Annotated in this window: 17 protein-coding genes; 1 reads left to right on the top strand and 16 read right to left on the bottom strand. The window is 70.4% G+C overall.

Annotation, left to right across the window (positions count from 1 at the left end; genetic code table 11):
• Positions 1 to 55 precede the first annotated feature (55 nt).
• The 11 genes from K8640_RS26215 to K8640_RS26165 all read right to left on the bottom strand — a co-directional run bounded on the left by K8640_RS26215 (position 56) and on the right by K8640_RS26165 (position 10814).
• Positions 56 to 2848: a hypothetical protein gene (locus K8640_RS26215; protein WP_223749566.1), complete on the bottom strand. Its 2793-nt coding sequence runs from the start codon at positions 2846 to 2848 to the stop codon at positions 56 to 58.
• 247 nt (positions 2849 to 3095) lie between these two features.
• Positions 3096 to 4121, bottom strand: a complete 1026-nt coding sequence (locus tag K8640_RS26210) for a cytochrome d ubiquinol oxidase subunit II (RefSeq protein ID WP_223749565.1) — start codon at positions 4119 to 4121, stop codon at positions 3096 to 3098.
• Entirely contained in the window at positions 4111 to 5415 is a 1305-nt protein-coding gene (locus tag K8640_RS26205; protein WP_223749564.1) for a cytochrome ubiquinol oxidase subunit I, read from the bottom strand. Before K8640_RS26205 ends, K8640_RS26210 begins: the two co-directional genes overlap by 11 nt.
• 45 nt (positions 5416 to 5460) lie before the next feature.
• Complete coding sequence (locus K8640_RS26200; RefSeq protein WP_223749563.1) at positions 5461 to 5970, bottom strand: hypothetical protein; 510 nt, start codon at positions 5968 to 5970, stop codon at positions 5461 to 5463.
• Complete coding sequence (locus K8640_RS26195) at positions 5967 to 6371, bottom strand: phage holin family protein (RefSeq protein WP_223749562.1); 405 nt, start codon at positions 6369 to 6371, stop codon at positions 5967 to 5969. The genes K8640_RS26200 and K8640_RS26195 overlap by 4 nt, the downstream gene beginning before the upstream one ends.
• Before the next feature lie 169 nt (positions 6372 to 6540).
• Positions 6541 to 7569 (bottom strand): ADP-ribosylglycohydrolase family protein, encoded by a 1029-nt coding sequence (locus tag K8640_RS26190; protein WP_223749561.1) that lies wholly within the window; start codon positions 7567 to 7569, stop codon positions 6541 to 6543.
• A 404-nt stretch (positions 7570 to 7973) separates the two neighbouring features.
• Entirely contained in the window at positions 7974 to 8234 is a 261-nt protein-coding gene (locus K8640_RS26185; RefSeq protein WP_046716700.1) for a hypothetical protein, read from the bottom strand.
• Positions 8231 to 8677 (bottom strand): Rrf2 family transcriptional regulator, encoded by a 447-nt coding sequence (locus tag K8640_RS26180; protein WP_223749560.1) that lies wholly within the window; start codon positions 8675 to 8677, stop codon positions 8231 to 8233. Before K8640_RS26180 ends, K8640_RS26185 begins: the two co-directional genes overlap by 4 nt.
• 21 nt (positions 8678 to 8698) lie before the next feature.
• Complete coding sequence (locus tag K8640_RS26175; RefSeq protein WP_223749559.1) at positions 8699 to 9670, bottom strand: 2Fe-2S iron-sulfur cluster-binding protein; 972 nt, start codon at positions 9668 to 9670, stop codon at positions 8699 to 8701.
• A 19-nt stretch (positions 9671 to 9689) separates the two neighbouring features.
• Positions 9690 to 10073, bottom strand: coding sequence for a group 1 truncated hemoglobin (locus tag K8640_RS26170; protein ID WP_223749558.1), 384 nt, complete (start codon positions 10071 to 10073; stop codon positions 9690 to 9692).
• A gap of 138 nt (positions 10074 to 10211) precedes the next feature.
• The gene (locus K8640_RS26165; protein WP_223749557.1) at positions 10212 to 10814 is read right to left on the bottom strand and encodes a flavin reductase family protein; all 603 of its coding nucleotides are present in this window, start codon (positions 10812 to 10814) and stop codon (positions 10212 to 10214) included.
• A 251-nt stretch (positions 10815 to 11065) separates the two neighbouring features.
• Between K8640_RS26165 and K8640_RS26160 the strand changes: the two genes are divergently transcribed.
• A complete protein-coding gene (locus K8640_RS26160) occupies positions 11066 to 11743 on the top strand; it encodes a helix-turn-helix transcriptional regulator (RefSeq protein ID WP_223749556.1) in 678 nt (225 codons plus the stop codon).
• A gap of 18 nt (positions 11744 to 11761) precedes the next feature.
• Here K8640_RS26160 and K8640_RS26155 read toward each other — a convergent pair whose 3' ends face one another.
• The 5 genes from K8640_RS26155 to atpG all read right to left on the bottom strand — a co-directional run bounded on the left by K8640_RS26155 (position 11762) and on the right by atpG (position 16188).
• Positions 11762 to 12169, bottom strand: a complete 408-nt coding sequence (locus tag K8640_RS26155; protein ID WP_141330323.1) for a F0F1 ATP synthase subunit epsilon — start codon at positions 12167 to 12169, stop codon at positions 11762 to 11764.
• Between the two features lie 22 nt (positions 12170 to 12191).
• Positions 12192 to 12755, bottom strand: a complete 564-nt coding sequence (locus tag K8640_RS26150; protein WP_141330325.1) for a hypothetical protein — start codon at positions 12753 to 12755, stop codon at positions 12192 to 12194.
• Positions 12756 to 12786: 31 nt separating this feature from the next.
• A complete protein-coding gene (atpD, locus tag K8640_RS26145; protein WP_046716707.1) occupies positions 12787 to 14229 on the bottom strand; it encodes a F0F1 ATP synthase subunit beta in 1443 nt (480 codons plus the stop codon).
• Between the two features lie 171 nt (positions 14230 to 14400).
• Positions 14401 to 15195: a prohibitin family protein gene (locus K8640_RS26140; protein ID WP_223749555.1), complete on the bottom strand. Its 795-nt coding sequence runs from the start codon at positions 15193 to 15195 to the stop codon at positions 14401 to 14403.
• Between the two features lie 111 nt (positions 15196 to 15306).
• On the bottom strand, positions 15307 to 16188 hold the full coding sequence (atpG, locus tag K8640_RS26135; RefSeq protein ID WP_141330331.1) for an ATP synthase F1 subunit gamma: 882 nt from the start codon (positions 16186 to 16188) through the stop codon (positions 15307 to 15309).
• Positions 16189 to 16245: the final 57 nt, after the last annotated feature.

Below are 16245 nucleotides of genomic sequence, written 5' to 3'. Positions count from 1 at the left end.
CGCCTCCAAGGAGCACATGGGCTGACTCGCAGCCCCCCGCGCGCGACGATACGGGTTACAAATCCGCGGTCGCAACCGGGCCAACCTGACCCGCCCCCTCGGCCTCCACGAGGTGCCGGCCGTCGTACGGCCGGTCCGGCCTGCGCCCCCGGTCCAGCTCGTCCCGGTCGAGCATCCCATCCTCGTCCTGGTCCACGCCGATGCGCCGCTCGGAGCCCGCGGGCACCACGGTGTAGGTCAGCTCCGCGCCGGGGCGGATTCCCGCCAGCAGCAGATACGCGCCCACCTTCTCGGAGGCGCGGTCCGACTGGAAGACGCCGTTGCCCTCGTAGGTGAAGCCGCGCGGCTCACCCTGGCGCACGCCCTTGGCCACCAGCCCCACCTTGCCCTGCTCGGCCAGGGACATGAACTGGAGCACGCGCACGAACTGGGCGGGCGTCGCCGAGGACAGCGTCACCTGCTGCCCCACCGCCGCGTGGGAGTCCTTGGAGTCGGGCCCCGGCGGCAGGAACATGTCCGTGGCCGAGCCGCGCGGCAGCTCCGAGCCCGCGAAGGACAACAGGAGCGCGGTGAGGTCCGCCACCTCCTGGTCGCTCTCCGGGTTGAAGGTCGGCTCGGTGATGAAGCGCGACAGCGAGTCCACGCTGCCGTCGTGGATGAAGGCGAAGCCGGCCAGGCTCTCCTTCTGCGTCAGCTCCATGCCGACCTTCTCATAGAGGTTGCGCAGCTGCGGCACCTTGAGCGTGACGTTGGTGCTGCCGTCGGTGGACACGAGCGCGTGGTGGGACTCGCCCATCGCGCCCTTCGGCAGCGGCATCCACATGGCGCCGTTCCACTGCATGCTCACCGCGAGCCCCGACGGGAAGGTGTGGCAGGTGTTGCACGCGAAGAGCCCCTGGGCCAGGAGGCGCGGCGGACGGAACAGCGCCAGCCCCCGCGTCGCGTCTCCGTTGGGCAGCGGCGTGCCCACGGGCGCGAAGCGGCCCGTCGTGTAGTGGCCCGGCAGCGGCAAGTCACGCGGCAGCGAGTTGTCCAGGTTGCGGAACGGGTTGGGCGGGAAGGTGAGCGTGGCGAGGAAGGAGCGCAGCTCGCTCATCTCGCGCGGGGTGAGCTGGGTGTCGTCGCCCTGCAGTCCCTCGAAGGCGGGGTTGAACTCCTCCAGGCTCGCGCGGTCTCCGCGCCAGTGCAGCGGCTCCTTGCCGATGATGTCCTGGAGCGTCTGCGTCGTCATGGGGCCCTTCATCGGGTGCCACGCCTCGAAGGGCGGCAGCGGCAGGCCCATGCCCAGGTTCTGCCCGTCCAGCGCCTTCACCGTCCCGCTCGGGTCGCCCAAATCCCACGCGAGCCGGTCCATGCGTCCGTCCACGTGGCACGACGCGCAGGACACGTGCCCCAGGCCCGACGTCTTGTGCGTGTCGTAGAGGTGCTTGCGGCCCACCTTGATGGCCTTCGGCGACGGGTCGAAGAAGGCCACGCGCGACAGCTCCTCCAGCCGGTCCGCGTTGAGCACGGAGATGCTCGCGCCGAAGTGGTTGAGCACGTAGAGCCGCTCGCGCTCCGCGTCGAGGACGATGCCCGTGGGGCCCTCGCCCACCTCCACCTGGCCCAGCCGAGAGCCGCCCTGCCCCACCGCCACCACGTTGTTGGAGCCCAGCCCCGTCACGAAGGCCCGCGTGCCGCGCGCGTTCCACACCACGCCGCGCGGGTCTCCGATGGAGAGGTCGCGCACCGACTGAGGCACCGTGGGCGTGGCGTAGTCGAGGTGCGGGTTGAGGTCCTTCACCGTGGAGGAGGACGGCCGGCGCGGGTCCACCGTCGCCATCAGCACGCGCAGGAAGCGGCCGTTGACGTTCGGCTCGAAGCGCACCTCGTTGCGCGCGTCCGTGCCCACCACGGTGACGGTGCCGGACGGGTGCACCGCCAGCGCCATGTTCAGGTTCATCAGCCGCGTGGCGTAGGTGACGTCGAGCGACGCCGTGTCGATGATGGCCAGGTCGCGGTCCGGCAGGTCCCAGCCCTGGAGGCGGCCGGACGCGGAGGCATTCACGCCGCTCACCAGGTCCGTCCAGTCACCCCGGTTGTCGTCGAACCACTGGCCGCGCCCGTTCTTGCGCACGATGAGGCCCACGGGCGGAGGCGGCGGGTTGGAGGGGTTTCGCGCGGGGACGAACGAGGTGCCCGCGTTGGGCGGAGGATTCACGCCACCGTAGGGGCCGCGCGCGTCGCTCACCGCGTTGGGCGGGTACGCGTCCGGAATCAGCGAGCCGCCGCCGAGGATGGTGGTGCCGTTGCCGGACTCGAAGATGGCGGCGTAGACGAAGCGGCCGTCGGGGCTCACCGCGAGCGCGCGCGGGTCCTCGCCCTTCAGGGTGAGGCGGTGGGGCGTCGCGTCGGGGCGGCGCGGGTCCACCACCAGCACCCGGTTCACCTGGGAGCAGGTGATGAAGGCGCGCTCGGGGCGGCCGGCGAAGACGACGTCCGCGGGCTCGTCATCGGTGTGCACGGTGGCCGTCACGGTGGCGCGTCGCAGGTCGACGATGCTGACGCTGTCCGAGACGTGGTTCACCACCCAGGCCTCGGTGTTGCTCCTGGCCCGCACCGACACCGGGTCCAATCCCACGGGGATGGACGCCAACAGCGCCAATCCCTTGCGCGACGTCGTGTCGAACACCAGCAGCCGGTTGTCCGCCGTGTTCACCGCCAACAGCAATCTACCGTCAGGAGTCAAATCCAGCGGGTGCACATGGGGGGTCTCCCAATTCACGAAGGACTCACTCGCGTGAGACCTCCCCGGGAGCAGGAGCGCGACGAAGCACAGCGACACGACCGCGCGACGGACGACACCCATATCGGCGACCTCCACGTCAGGAAGAAGCGGTGCTTCTTTCTGTCATGCATTCATCAACGCCGCGGTTGCAACTCCTTGCGTGAGAAAACACAAAAACCACATCCGCCCTCACGAGATGTTTCACCTCGGGAGCCAAAGATTCGAGCGGCCTGGAAAAGGATGCGGGGCGTCATTCACGCCGAGCAAAGACAGACACCCGGCGCGGACCTCCCACTCGGACACTCCAACGAGACGGGATTTTTCTGTCTCACCCCTGGAGGTGTGGAGCGGACATGCCCTCGGGTCGGGGGCGGAAGACCCGGAAGAGGAGGACGACGGAGGGGATGACGATGAGCGCGCCCACGCCGATGGCGACGAGCAGCAGCTTCAAGGTGCCAGGGCTCGCCGCCGCGGCCCGCAGGGTGATGTCCGGCACCACCAGGTAGGGATACTGGGACGCGGCCCAGCCCAGGACGATGAGCCCCGCCTGGAGCGCCGCCGCCAGCCGTGCCCACGCGAAGCGCCGCGTCCACAGGAGCGCGAAGGCGGCCGCCGCCGACACGCCCGTGGCCGCGTGCAGCGCCAGCGCGAAGGGTGAGCGGGACAGCCCCTCCCAGACCCGGGGCGCACCGTCGCGCGCCAGCACCAGCACCAGCACCGCCGCCACGAAGACGGCCACGCCCGCGCCGAGCGCGCGCGCACGGAAGTCCTCGCGCAGCCCTGGCGTGGAGGACTCGTGCGTCAGGTACACCGCCGCCAGGAAGGCGAAGAGGGACAGGGCGAGCACGCCCACCGCCCACGCGAAGGGCGACAGCCACGAGGCGAAGAAGCCGCTCACCACCACGCGCCCCTCCACGCGGATGGCGCCGCTCACCACCGCGCCCACGCACATGCCGAGCAGCAGCGGCGCCACGACGCTCGCCCCGCTGAAGACGAGCCCCCACCTGCGCTGGGCCGCGTCCCCTCGCGTGTCATAGGTGCGGAAGGTGAACGCCGCGCCCCGGAACACGATGCCGAGCAACAGCAGCGTCAGCGGGACATGCAGCGCCACGCTCAGCGCGGCGAAGGCGCGCGGGAAGCCCGCGAACAGCAGCACCAGCCCGACGATGAGCCAGACGTGGTTCACCTCCCACACCGGGCCCATCGCCCGGGCGATGAGCGCGCGCTGCTCCGCCTTGCGCGGCCCGAAGGCCAGCAAGTCCCACACACCGCCGCCGAAGTCCGCGCCGCCGAAGAGCGCGTAGAGGACGAAGGTCCCCGCCATCAGGAAGCCGAGCAGGACGTCAGTGGACATGGGCCTCGCCTCCCTCGTCGTGCTTCTCCTCGCGCCCCGGCAGCGTGCCCGCCACCTGGCTCAGGAGCAGCGACACCACCACCACGCCGAGGAACAGGTACACCGCGGTGAAGGTCCAGAACGGCGCGGCCAGATGCGGCACGGGGGTCACCGCCTCCGCGGTGCGCATGACCCCGCGGACAATCCAGGGCTGCCGTCCCCACTCGGTGACGAGCCACCCCGCCTCCAGCGCCACCAACCCCAGCGGCCCCGACACGAGCCACGCCCGCATCATCTTCCGCCCCGAGGGCCACGCCTTCTTTCGCCACCGGTGCACGAGCGTCACCAGCGCGAGCAGCGCCATCAGCGAGCCCGTGCCCACCATCACCTGGAAGGCCCCGTGCACCTTGGCCACCGGGGGCCACGTGTCCTTCGGGAACTCGTTGAGCCCCTTCACCTCCGCGTGTGGATCTCCAAAGGCCAGGATGGACAGGGCCTTGGGGACCTCCACGCCGCCCAGGCGCAGCGGCGCGCCGCGCTCCGTCTCGAAGTGCCCCTCCATCGCCGCGAGCTTCACCGGCTGCGCCTTCGCGACGTGCTTGGCGGACAGGTCCCCCACCAGCGGCTGGAGCAGCGCGGTGACACACGCGAGCGGCAGCGCCACCGACAGCGCCTTGCGATGGAACGCCGCGCCTGGATGGCGCAGCAGCACGAACGCGTGGATGCCCGCCATGGCGAACGCGCTCGCCTGATAGCAGGACAGCAGCACGTGCGCCGTCTGGTACGGCCAGCCCGGACTGAACATCGCCACCAGCGGCTGGATGTTCGTGGGACCGTCGGGCGTGGCCACGAAGCCCGACGGGTCGTTCATGAAGACGTTGACCAGCGTGACGAAGAACGCGCTCGCCGCGCCGCTCAAGGCCACCATGACGCCGGAGAACAGGTGGAGGTTCGGCGACACCCGCTGGCGGCCGTACAGGTAGATGCCCAGGAAGATGGCCTCGGTGAAGAAGGCCACGCCCTCCAGGCTGAAGGGCAGGCCAATCACCTCGCCGTAGCGGCCCATGAACTCCGGCCACAGCAGGCCCAATTCGAAGGACAACATCGTCCCGCTCACCGCGCCCACCGCGAAGAGGATGGCCGTCCCCTTCGCCAGCTTCTGGCTCAGCTTCACGTAGTCCGCGTCACCGGTGCGCCGCGCCTTCCAGTCGCTCAACACCATGAGCACCGGCAACGCCACGCCCGCCGCCGCGAAGACGATGTGAAAGCCGAGCGACAGCCCCATCTGCGCCCGCGCATAGAGCAGGTCCGTCATGCACATCAGAATGCGTTATATGTATTTCCGGCGCATTTAGAGATTCTACTCAGGCAACGAAGCGGGGCTCGGAGGCTGGCGAGCAGGCACGAGCGTCTGCACGGAGTTCTTGGCGACGGCGGTGGCCAGCGCGGTGGCGAAGATGAGGACCAGCTTGCGTCCCAGCTCCACGCCGATGGGGCGCTCCTTCGCGCTGGAGGCGACCTGGTCCGGGTTCTCCCAGGCGCGCTGCAGGGCCTTGCGGCGCTTCTTGCGCAGGATTTCGTCGCGGCGGCGCGCGCGGTAGATGGCCAGGCCCACGCCCGAGCCCACCAGCACCATGGCCACGGCGCCCGCGGCGACGAGCGCGCTGGAGTGCTGCTGCACCTGGTAGCGCACGTCGAGCATCCGCCCTCGGCGCCGGTCCAGCTCCTCGAGCGTCAGCAGGAGCTCGTCGCGGATGCGGTCCGCGGTCTGCTCCACCTGCTTGCGGTCATCCATGCCACGGGTGATGCGATGGTCGACGTGCTGCTGACGCTCCGCCAGCTCGTTGCCGCTCCGGCCGTTGTCGTTCATTGCAGCGTCTCCCGCGTGAGCTGGTAGTCGAGCTTCAGGCGCTCCTGGGTGTGCGCCAGCGGCTTCTTCGGCAGGCGCCTGGTGCCCATGAAGAGCATCCCGCCGGCGACGACGAGCAGCACCACGCCCACCAGCAGCACGCCCAGCGCCGCGCCCAGGGGCAGCGCCAGCCCCAGCGCCACGAAGAGCACCGCCAGCGACGTGAGCGCCAGCACGGCGCCCGCGCCCATCAGGATGCCCGCGGTGCGCGCGGCCTTCAGCTCGTCGCGCAGCTCCTTCTTGGCGTGCAGCACCTCGGCGCGCACCAGCAGGCGCGTCTCCGCCAGAGCGTGCCGGATGAGCTCGGCCGTGGAGAGTGACTCCAGCTGGCTGCGCTCCAGGCGTTCGGATTCGAGGTCCACGACGTCCTTCTCCCGCGCTCGCGGAGGGGGACTCCCGGGTGCTCGCTCGTTCGCTCGGCCGCACCTGACCCCACTCCTCCGGACAAGGTGGGCAGGGCGGACGAGCGCGAGAAGCCCGTCCGGGAGTGGGGCGTGGAGCCCGCCTGCCCGCTCGCCTTGGGGGCCCCCCTCAGCGCCGACGCTGGTGGGCCAGCGCCGTGGCCAGCGTCTCGCGCACCTGATGGGCACGGAACAGTCGGTCCGCGGTGTCCACCAGGTTGTCCACGTACAGCACGGCCTTGCGCAGGCGCGCGGGGATGGCGCGGGTGCCCAGGTGGGCGCCCACCAGCGCGCCCGTCAGCGCCGCCGCCACGTCCGCCTCGCCGCCACAACGCAGCACCAGCGCCACCGCCTCGCGGAAGTCGTGGGGCACGCGCAGGGTGGCGTACAGCGCCGTCAAGAGCACCGGCACCACGTGCGCGGGCAGCCCGTCCACGCCCTTGAGCTCGCTGGGGGGCACGCCCACCTTGCGAAGCTGCGACAGGGCGCGCGTGGTGTCCCACGTGAGCAGGCGGGGCAGGTGGCGCACCTCCTCGGCCAGGCCCTTGTCGTGCACGGCCGCCGCCAGCGACAGCTGCTCGCAGAAGGCGGTGGGCGTCAGCGGCTCCTCCTCCATGCCCAGCGCGGCGGCCTGCGCGAAGGCGGCGGCGGCGGCGGCACAGACGGGGTCCTTGTGGGTGATGACGGTGAGCACGCCCGCGTCATGCGGCAGCTTCGCGCGCTGGCCGCTCTCGAAGAGCCCCACCACCAGCGCGCGGCTGAGCACCGACGGGCACAGCGTGCCCAGGGGCGCGCCCGCGCTCATCCACGGCACGCCGCTGGAGAGCCGCTGGAGCGACTCGGCCAAGCTGCGCGGCGGCTGGAGGATGATGCCCTCCTGCCACAGCCACGCCAGGTGCGCCGCCGCGCTGCGGCCGTCCACGCGGCCCTCGCGGATGACGCTCTCCGCGGAGGCGAGCAAGAGCTGCGTGTCGTCGCTGAACTGGCCCTTGGCGAACTTGCCGCGAGGCCTGGGCGCGAAGTCCTCCGCCAGCCCGGGCAGCCGCGCGAGGCTCGCGGGCGGGATGCCGCGCAGCGGGAAGCCGAGCGCATCTCCGATGGCGAGCCCCACGAACGCCGCATGGAACCTGTCCTGGCGCTCGGAGGGAGTCAGCGGCATGGAGTCGAGGAGATTAACCGAGGCTCAGGGCTGGACGGACAGCGAGAAGCGCGCGAAACGCGCGAAGCTCGTGGTGGATTGACGTGCGTGGGGGCTTGACTCGCGCGGGAGGAGCACACTCGCGTTCGCCACACGAGCGATTCCGACGTCACACTCCAGGCCGCACGCCATCATCACCGTCCACCCTTCCTGGTTCGAGCCCATCCGCCGACGCGTGCGCGGGGTGGGCTGACTACCGCAACCAGCACGCGCGCGGCAAGTCCGAGCACCCGGGCGCCCAGGCACACCTGTACACGTGTCCAACTCCCGAAGCTTGAGCGCGGCGACTCGCACGGAGCGCATGGCGCACGAGGAGTGGGGAGGTGGCAGCGGCGCGCGCAAGTCGGCACACGCGCCGTCACGCGTCACGCGTCGTCGCGGCCCAGGTTGACGACGGCCTGGAGCCGGGCCACCACGGCCTCGGCGCCCTGGTGCAGCTGCTTGCCGTCCCAGAGCGCGGGCGTGGCGTGGCCGCCGTGCAGCGTCCAGTCCAGCTCCGCCTCGGCGTACACGAGGTTGCGGAAGATGACGCGGTCCTCCAGCGCGTGGTCGACGATGTAGCGGCGCGCCACGGCGGAGGGCGGGTCGGCGATGCGGTGGAACAACTCGAGGGGAGCGGAGGTCATGGCGCCATCACCGGGAGGAACAGGTCGGCCAGGTCCTTGCGGGAGCGGCCCACCAAGTCCGCCAGTGTGTACCGGTCCAGCACCGCGAGGAAGGCCTCACGTGCCTCCGCGAGCACGCCCTTCAGTCCACAAGCGGGGGCGATGGGGCAGGTGTTGCGCTCGCGGTTGAAGCACTCCACCAGTTCGAAGTCCGGCTCGGCCGCGCGCAGCACGCGGCCCACGCGGATGTCCTTCGTCGCCTTCGCCAGCGTCACGCCGCCCGAGCGCCCCGCCTTGACCTCCACGAAGCCCTCGCCCGCGAGCGTCTGCACCACGCGCACCAGGTGGTGCTTGGAGATGCCGTACGCGTCCGCCAGCTCCTGCGTGGAGGCGAGCCTTCCGGGGCGGGCGGCGAGGTAGAGCAGGACGCGCAGCGAGTAGTCGGCGTGGAGGGTGAGGTGCACGGTCAGCGGGCTCCGACGGCCTTACGCCCTGGGTGTGCTCGGCAGGAAGACGTCCGCGTGGAGGTCCTTGAGCGCAAGCCCGGAGAGGAAGAGCTTCTTGCGCAGGGATAACACCAAATCGGCGTCGCCGCAGAGCCACGCGCGGAAGCCCACCGGCTTGGGGCACTCGGCGCGGATGACGGCGTCGAGCGCTCCCTCGGCCACGTCCCGGGAGCCGCCCGTCAGCACGCTCGGTCGATAGTGGAAACCCGCGTGTTGCTCGGCCAGCTCGCGCAGCTCGCGCGTCAGGTAGAGGCCCTCGGGGGTGCGCGCGCCGTGGAACAGCCAGATGGGGCCCTGGTGTCCCGCCTCCAGCGCGTCGCGCGCGATGCCGTACAGCGGCGCGAGCCCCGTCCCCGCGCCCGCGAGAATCAGCGACTGCTCGGGGCGGCCGTCGACGTAGAAGCAGCTGCCCGCGGGGCCCTGCACGGCCACGGCGTCACCGACGCGCGCCTCGCGAGCGAGCCAGCCGCTCATCTCGCCGCCCGCCACCAGGCGGACGTGCAATTCCAGCAGGCCCTCGCGAGGGAGGCTCGCCAGCGAGTAGCTGCGGGCCAGGCCGTCCGCCCGCAGCAGCGACACGTACTGGCCCGCGCGGTAGTCCAGCGGAGCGTCCGTGGACAGCCGTACGCGCAGGACGCTTTGGGACAACAGGTCCAATGAGGCGATGCGCGCGGGGACTCGCAGCGCGTCCGCGCCGGAGACCTCCAGCGCGGTGTCCGCCGAGGGGCGGCACATGCAGGCGAGGAAGTAGCCCTGCGCGCGCAGCGTGTCCTTCAGGCCCACGCGCGCGGCCTCCGGGACGTCGCCCGCCGTCGCGCGCATGAGGCAGGACTGACAGGCGCCGGCCCGACACGCATGGGGCACGGCGACGCCCTGTCGCAGGAGCCCGTCCAGCACGCTCTCCTCGGGCTCCAGCGGATACCACCGCGACTCGTGCTTCACCGTGGCCATGGCGAGCCTCTCATTCCCGTCAGCGGTTGAGCACGTCGGCGCGAGCGCCGCCCGCGATGGCCAGCACGCGCGCCACCAGCGGCTCGGGCACGCCCAGCTCCCGGAGCGTCGCGCTCAGGTGCTCCACCACCGCGTCGAAGTGCACGTCGTTCAGCCCGCGCTTCACCAGGTGCGCGTGGCCCGCGCGCATGTCCTTGCCCGAGTAGGTCGACGGGCCTCCCGTCACCATCGTCAGGAAGGCCTTCTGCCTGGCCGACTGGCGCTCCATGTCCACGTCCTCGAAGAAGTGGCTGATGCGGTCGTCCGCCAGCACCTTCCGGTAGAACACGTCCACCGCCGCCGCCATCGCCGGCTCTCCGCCAATCTGCTCGTAAACGCTCTTCTCCTGCGCCGCCGTGCTCATCGCGTCTGCTCCTTCCGCCCGACCGGGCTTAAAGATGCATTTCAAATGCATCGATTCAAGTCAGGCGTCAATTCGGAAAGACAAGACAAGCGAATCGAGGGAATCCGCCGATGCCGCGGCGCAACGTTTGCGCGCGCGTCACGTCTCCGCGCGAAAATTGCGCCCGAGGCCGGGCCCGGTGCCCACGTAGTGACGGAAGACATAGAGCAGCGGTTGCCACTGCGTGACATCGACGTGGTGGGTGTCGGGCACGGTGACGTGCTCGTGCGCGTGGACGCGGGTGACGCGCAGCTCGGCGATGACGAAGTCGGAGGAGGACTCCGGCGTGGGGGTGGAGATGTGCGCCGCCAACAAGACGGCCTCCAGTTGCAGCGGACACTCGGCCACGCGTGGGGGTGAGACGGTGTCCGAGGGGAGTGGCGTGAGGCCCGCGCGCTCGAACTTGCGAGGCTCGTGTTGGTAGCCCATCGCGCGCTTGGTGTCGGGCACGGGGAAGCGGCCCGTGGTGGGCGCGAGGCGCTCGACCTGGGGCCACAGTGAGGCCGAGGGCAGGTTCACCACCGCCTCACCCGTGCGGCGCAGGTTCTCCAGCCCCTGGCCCAGCATCCCCAGGCCGAGCACCAGCCTGTCGTCGAGGGCCCACGCGGAGGACAGCGGCGTGAGGTTGGGCGAGCCGTCCTCCTGGAGCGTGCTCAAGAGGGCCACGGGGGTGCCGAAGTAGAGGATGCGAGGCGCAATCACACGGTGTCGCGGCGTGTCGGTCATGCCCGCGTGAGTAGTGCGCGCGGACGTGCCGATGCTTCGGTGCGCGCCGAACCGTGTGCAACGTGGGATGCAGCAGCTCTCTCAAGCCCAGTCGATGCCCCGAGGTGGCTCGCCAGCTCGACAAACGCATACCGAACGAGTTGCTTCGCTTCTGCATTCATCCGCCAACCGAGATACTTCGGTGCACGCCGAAACGTCCTCGCGTCCGCACAGCACAGACTCCCGCCATGCCCCACCCGCTCGACCTCGCCCTCACCGCCTCGCTCATCGGAGACCCGGCCCGCGCGGGCATGCTGTCGCGCCTGCTCGAAGGGCCCGCGCGCACCGCCGGAGAGCTCGCGCAGGAGGCCCGCGTCTCGCCGCAAACCGCGAGCGGCCACCTCGCGAAGCTGCTCGAAGGCGGCCTCGTCCGCGTCGAGGTTCAAGGCCGTCACCGCTACTACCGGCTCGCCACGCCCGACGTCGCCCGCGCACTCGAAGCCCTCAGCCTGCTGGTCCCCACACGCCAGGGCACCGTGCGAGTCCCCGAACCCCTGCGCTTCGCGCGGACCTGCTACGACCACCTGGCGGGCACGCTCGGCGTCGCACTGGCGGACGGCCTGGAGCGCCGCGGCCTCCTGGAGACAGGCGACGACAGCTACGCGCTGACACCCGAGGGCGCGCGCTTCATCACCAGGTGGGGCGTGGACGTGGACGCGCTGTCACAAGGCAGGCGCGCCTTCGCGCGGCGCTGTCTGGACTGGAGCGAGCGACGCGCTCACATCGGCGGAGCGCTGGGCGCCGCGCTGGCGGAGCGCCTGTTCGCGCGGCGCTGGATTGCGCGCCGGCCCGAGGGCCGCGGAGTGCGGCTCACCGTCGAGGGCCGGCGGGGATTCGACCGGGAGCTGGGGTTGTCCTGGCCCTGAAGCGGCCAGGACACCGACTCAGGCGCGAGCGCCCGCGGCGCCGATGCGGGCCGCCTCGCGGCGCACCGTGGCCTGCTCCAGCTCGTAGCGGGCGTCCTCGGAGGACAGGCCCTTCAGCCGGTCCTGCGCCTCACCCAGGCGCTTGCGCGCGCCCTCCACGTCGATGCCGGACACGTGCTCGGCGGCGTCGGCCAGCACGAGCACCTTGTCGTTGGCGACCTCCACGAAGCCGCCCGCGACGAAGTACGCGTCGCGCTTGCCGCCATCCACCAGCGTCAGCGCGCCCGGCTCCATCAGCGACAGGAAGGGGGTGTGCCCCGGCCGCACGCCAAACAGGCCCTTGCCTCCGGGCACGATGGCCTCGTCGGCCTGCACCGACAGGATGCGCTTCTCGGGGGTGACAATCTCCACAGTCAGCTTGGCCATGACGCTCCTCGCACTACCCACTTCAGAAATTGAGCTGCCGGGTGGTCCCACCCACCGGCTCGAACTCGACCACCCCGGCGTCCGTCAGCCGAGGCCCCTTGCCAGGGATGCCGAGCGTGCCCTCCAGCCACTTCAGGTGGTGCGTCATGTGCCGCACCTCGGAGAGCTGCTTCGCGGGGACCAGGTCCGTCAGTCGCCGCTCCAGGATGCGCTGTCCGTCGCGGCCGTACTGCCCCGCCACCAGCACCTCCGTGGCCCAGTCCGGCGGCCCCTTGGGCTTCTTGCCCTTCTTCGTCTTCGGCGCGGGCCGGGCCTTCCCCTTCTCCACCAGGGGCCACAGCACCCAGACCCGCTCGCCGTCGTTGGAGACGAAGTAGAAGTCGTCCACCGTCCCCAGGCACTGCTCCAGCTGCCAGACGGGTCCGCTCTCCTTCGTCACCTCCAGCCGGCACCTGCCCGGCCCCACGTCCACCATGCGCACGCTGTACAGCCCGTTGGCGCTCACCCGGGCGCGTCCCTTGCGCTCCTCCGCCAGGGCGGGGAGCGACAGGACACAGAGGAACAGGGCGAGCGCCGCGTGACGCATGGTCACCTCGGTGGAGGGTGGGACAGCGAGTCTACGCCGCCAGCTTGCGCGCGTTCTCGACGACCTCGTTGATGGCGCCCGCCATGTAGAAGGCGCTCTCGGGGATGTCGTCGTGCTTGCCCTCGGCGATCTCCTTGAAGCCCTGGATGGTGTCCTGGAGCTTCACGTAGCGGCCTTCCTTGCCGGTGAAGACCTGGGCCACGAAGAAGGGCTGCGACAGGAAGCGCTGAATCTTGCGGGCACGCGCCACGACCAGCTTGTCGTCCTCGGAGAGCTCGTCCATGCCGAGGATGGCGATGATGTCCTGGAGTTCCTTGTAACGCTGCAGGATGCCCTGGACCTTGCGGGCCACCGCGTAGTGCTCCTGGCCGATGATGCCCGGGTCCAGGATGCGGCTGGTGGAGTCGAGCGGGTCCACGGCGGGGAAGATGGCGAGCTCGGCGATGGAGCGGTTGAGCACCGTGGTCGCGTCCAGGTGGGCGAACGCGGTGGCGGGGGCCGGGTCCGTGAGGTCGTCGGCGGGCACGTAGATGGCCTGCACGGAGGTGATCGAGCCCTTGGTGGTGGAGGTGATGCGCTCCTGCAGGCCGCCCATCTCCGTGGCGAGCGTGGGCTGGTAACCCACGGCGCTGGGGATGCGGCCCAGGAGGGCGGACACTTCCGAGCCGGCCTGGGTGAAGCGGAAGATGTTGTCCACGAAGAGGAGCACGTCACGGCCCTCCACGTCGCGGAAGTACTCGGCCATGGTCAGCGCGGAGAGCGCGACGCGGGCGCGGGCACCAGGCGGCTCGTTCATCTGGCCGTACACGAGGACGGCCTGGCTGGCCTCCAGGTTGTCGGTCTTGATGACGCCCGTGTCCTGCATCTCGTGGTACAGGTCGTTGCCCTCGCGGGTGCGCTCACCGACGCCGGCGAACACGGAGAAGCCGCCGCGCTCGATGGCCACGTTGCGGATGAGCTCCTGCAGGAGCACCGTCTTGCCGACGCCGGCGCCGCCGAACAGGCCGATCTTGCCGCCGCGGGTGTAGGGGGCGAGCAGGTCGATGACCTTGATGCCCGTCTCGAACATCTGCACGCGCACGTCCTGCTCCGTGAACGGAGGGGGCGCGCGGTGGATGGGCCAGTACTCCTGCGACTTCACGGGGCCCATCTCGTCCACCGGGTCGCCGGTGACGTTCAGGATGCGACCCAGGGTGGCCTTGCCGACCGGCACCTGGATGGGGGCGCCCGTGTTCTTCACGGGGGTGCCGCGGGCCAGACCCTCGGTGGAGTCCATGGCGATGGTGCGGACGGTGTTCTCACCGAGGTGCTGGGCGACCTCGAGGACCAGGTTGTCCGCCTCGTTGCTGAGGTTCGCGTTCGTCACCTTCAGGGCGACGTAGACTTCCGGGAGGCCGCCGGGCGGGAACTCGACGTCGACCACGGGGCCGAGAACCTGGATGATTTTGCCTGCCGTAGGAACTTGAGCGCTCATGGGTGTCGTCTGCCTCGTGCGGGGGGCGACCGGCGCCGTGCCCGTCATCAAAATTCCGCCCGGATATGAGGGCGGTGCCCCTTTACCGGGGGCCTCCCGCAGAATCAAGCCTCCCGGGGTCCTGACCGGTAAGTCCCGCTTAGCGGATCCACACCCCGGACGCCAACCGGGCTATTTCCCGTCCACCTGGTAGACCAGCGGCAGGTTGCCCCTCGAGCCGCCGCCCACGACCACCACCTTGGCGTTGGGGCTCTGGGCCAGCTTCTCGGTGGCCTCGATGCCCTTGAAGCGCAGGTACTCCTCGGTGAGGCCCTGGCGGACGATGGTCTGGTACCTGGCGATGCCCTCGGCTTCGATCTGCCGGCGCTCGGCCTCCTGGCGCTCCTTGTCCAGGGTGAAGCGCATCTTCTGGCTGCGCTGCTCCTCGGCCAGCTTGTCGGCGATGGCCTCGCGGATGGACGCGGGCAGGGACACGTCGCGCACCAGGATGGCCTCCACGACGACGTGCTTGCCCGCGAGGGCGCGCGTCACCTCGTCGTAGATCTCCTTTTCGATCTGCTCGCGCTTGGTCGAGTAGATCTCCTCGGGCGCGTAGCGGCCGAACACCTTGCGCGCCTCCGAGCGGACGATGGGGGCGATGAGGATGTCCGCGTAGCGGGGGCCCGTCTGCGTGTGCAGCTCGAACAGCTTCAGCGGGTCCACGCGGTAGCGCACGCTGGAGTCCACCTTCAGGTCCAGGCCGTTGTTGGACAGCACGTTGAGCTCGTCCTTCATCTCCTGGACGCGCAGGTCATACGTGATGAGCGACTTGCCCGGCCGCATCACGTGCAGGCCTTCACCGTAAGGCTCGCGCTGGGTGCCGCTGCCGAACGAGTCGAAGCCGATGCCCCCGTGGCCGCTGGCCACCGTGTCGAAGCCACAGCCACCCAAGAACAGCGCTCCCAGCACCACCCACAGTCGCTTCACGCAGGGACCCCTCCCGAGGGCCCTGGACGGGCCCGAAGCGGCCCTTAAACGCGAAGGGCCCGCTCCCAAAAGTGGGGGCGGGCCCGGGGTGCGACGGGGTGGCGCTCGGGACTACTTGAGCGCCTCGGCGCCGGAGACGATCTCCATGAGCTCCTTGGTGATGACCGCCTGACGGGTGCGGTTGTAGGTGAGCGTCAGGCTGGAAATCATGTCGGAGGCGTTGGAGGTGGCGTTCTCCATGGCGCTCATGCGGGCGCCGTGCTCGCTGGCCACGCTCTCCAGGAGCGCGCGGTAGAGCTTGATGTTGACGGCCTGGGGCACCAGGCGGTCCAGCACGGCCTGACGGTCCGGCTCGTACTTGAAGTCCACCATGGCCGCGGCGCCCTCGGAGGGCGCGGCGCCGGCGCCGAGCGTCTGCAGGGGCAAGAGCTGGGTGACGACGACCTTCTGGTTAATGGCGCTGATGAACTCGTTGTAGACGATGTGCACCGCGTCCACTTCGCCGTTGAGGAAGCTGGCGACCAGCTCCTCGGCCACGTCCGCGGCGGCGCGGTAGTTCAGCCGCTGGTACAGGCCACCGAAGTCCTTGCGGATGTTCTGGTTGCGATTGCGGAAGAAGTCGTTGCCCTTGCGGCCCACCGTGGAGAGCTGGATGCGCTCCAGGCCCGCGTTCTCGTAGAGGAACCGGTTGGCGCGGCGGGTGACGTTGGAGTTGAAGCCGCCGGCGAGGCCGCGGTCCGACGTGAGCGTCACCAGCTCCACGCGCTTGACGGGCCGGGCGGCCAGCAGCGGGTGGCTGAGGTCGTTGTCCCCGGAGCGCGCGGCCAGGTCGGAGATGATCTGGTCCAGCATCGACGCGTACGGACGCGCGGCGAGGATGGCGTCCTGTGCCTTGCGCAGCTTCGCGGCGGAGACCATCTTCATGGCCTTGGTGATCTGCCGCGTGTTCTTCACCGAGCGGATGCGCTTGCGGATGTCGCGAAGGGACGCCATGGGACGGGGAACTCCTGTGGGACGTTCTGCCGGGTGCGCCGGGGTGGGAGCAGGGCA

It is taken from the genome of Myxococcus sp. XM-1-1-1 (assembly GCF_020037095.1).
Classification (GTDB): Bacteria; Myxococcota; Myxococcia; order Myxococcales; family Myxococcaceae; genus Myxococcus; species Myxococcus fulvus.
The sequence above is the reverse complement of the archived record's forward strand: the minus strand, read 5'-3'. Positions and strand labels throughout refer to the sequence as shown.

Excerpts from the sequence above, each read along its gene's own strand:
- K8640_RS26215 (WP_223749566.1), bottom strand. The coding sequence starts at position 2,848 with ATGGGTGTCGTCCGTCGCGCGGTCGTGTCGCTGTGCTTCGTCGCGCTC.
- K8640_RS26210 (WP_223749565.1), bottom strand. The coding sequence starts at position 4,121 with ATGTCCACTGACGTCCTGCTCGGCTTCCTGATGGCGGGGACCTTCGTC.
- K8640_RS26205 (WP_223749564.1), bottom strand. The coding sequence starts at position 5,415 with ATGACGGACCTGCTCTATGCGCGGGCGCAGATGGGGCTGTCGCTCGGC.
- K8640_RS26200 (WP_223749563.1), bottom strand. The coding sequence starts at position 5,970 with ATGAACGACAACGGCCGGAGCGGCAACGAGCTGGCGGAGCGTCAGCAG.
- K8640_RS26190 (WP_223749561.1), bottom strand. The coding sequence starts at position 7,569 with ATGCCGCTGACTCCCTCCGAGCGCCAGGACAGGTTCCATGCGGCGTTC.
- K8640_RS26185 (WP_046716700.1), bottom strand. The coding sequence starts at position 8,234 with ATGACCTCCGCTCCCCTCGAGTTGTTCCACCGCATCGCCGACCCGCCC.
- K8640_RS26175 (WP_223749559.1), bottom strand. The coding sequence starts at position 9,670 with ATGGCCACGGTGAAGCACGAGTCGCGGTGGTATCCGCTGGAGCCCGAG.
- K8640_RS26170 (WP_223749558.1), bottom strand. The coding sequence starts at position 10,073 with ATGAGCACGGCGGCGCAGGAGAAGAGCGTTTACGAGCAGATTGGCGGA.
- K8640_RS26160 (WP_223749556.1), top strand. The coding sequence starts at position 11,066 with ATGCCCCACCCGCTCGACCTCGCCCTCACCGCCTCGCTCATCGGAGAC.
- K8640_RS26155 (WP_141330323.1), bottom strand. The coding sequence starts at position 12,169 with ATGGCCAAGCTGACTGTGGAGATTGTCACCCCCGAGAAGCGCATCCTG.
- K8640_RS26150 (WP_141330325.1), bottom strand. The coding sequence starts at position 12,755 with ATGCGTCACGCGGCGCTCGCCCTGTTCCTCTGTGTCCTGTCGCTCCCC.
- atpD (WP_046716707.1), bottom strand. The coding sequence starts at position 14,229 with ATGAGCGCTCAAGTTCCTACGGCAGGCAAAATCATCCAGGTTCTCGGC.
- atpG (WP_141330331.1), bottom strand. The coding sequence starts at position 16,188 with ATGGCGTCCCTTCGCGACATCCGCAAGCGCATCCGCTCGGTGAAGAAC.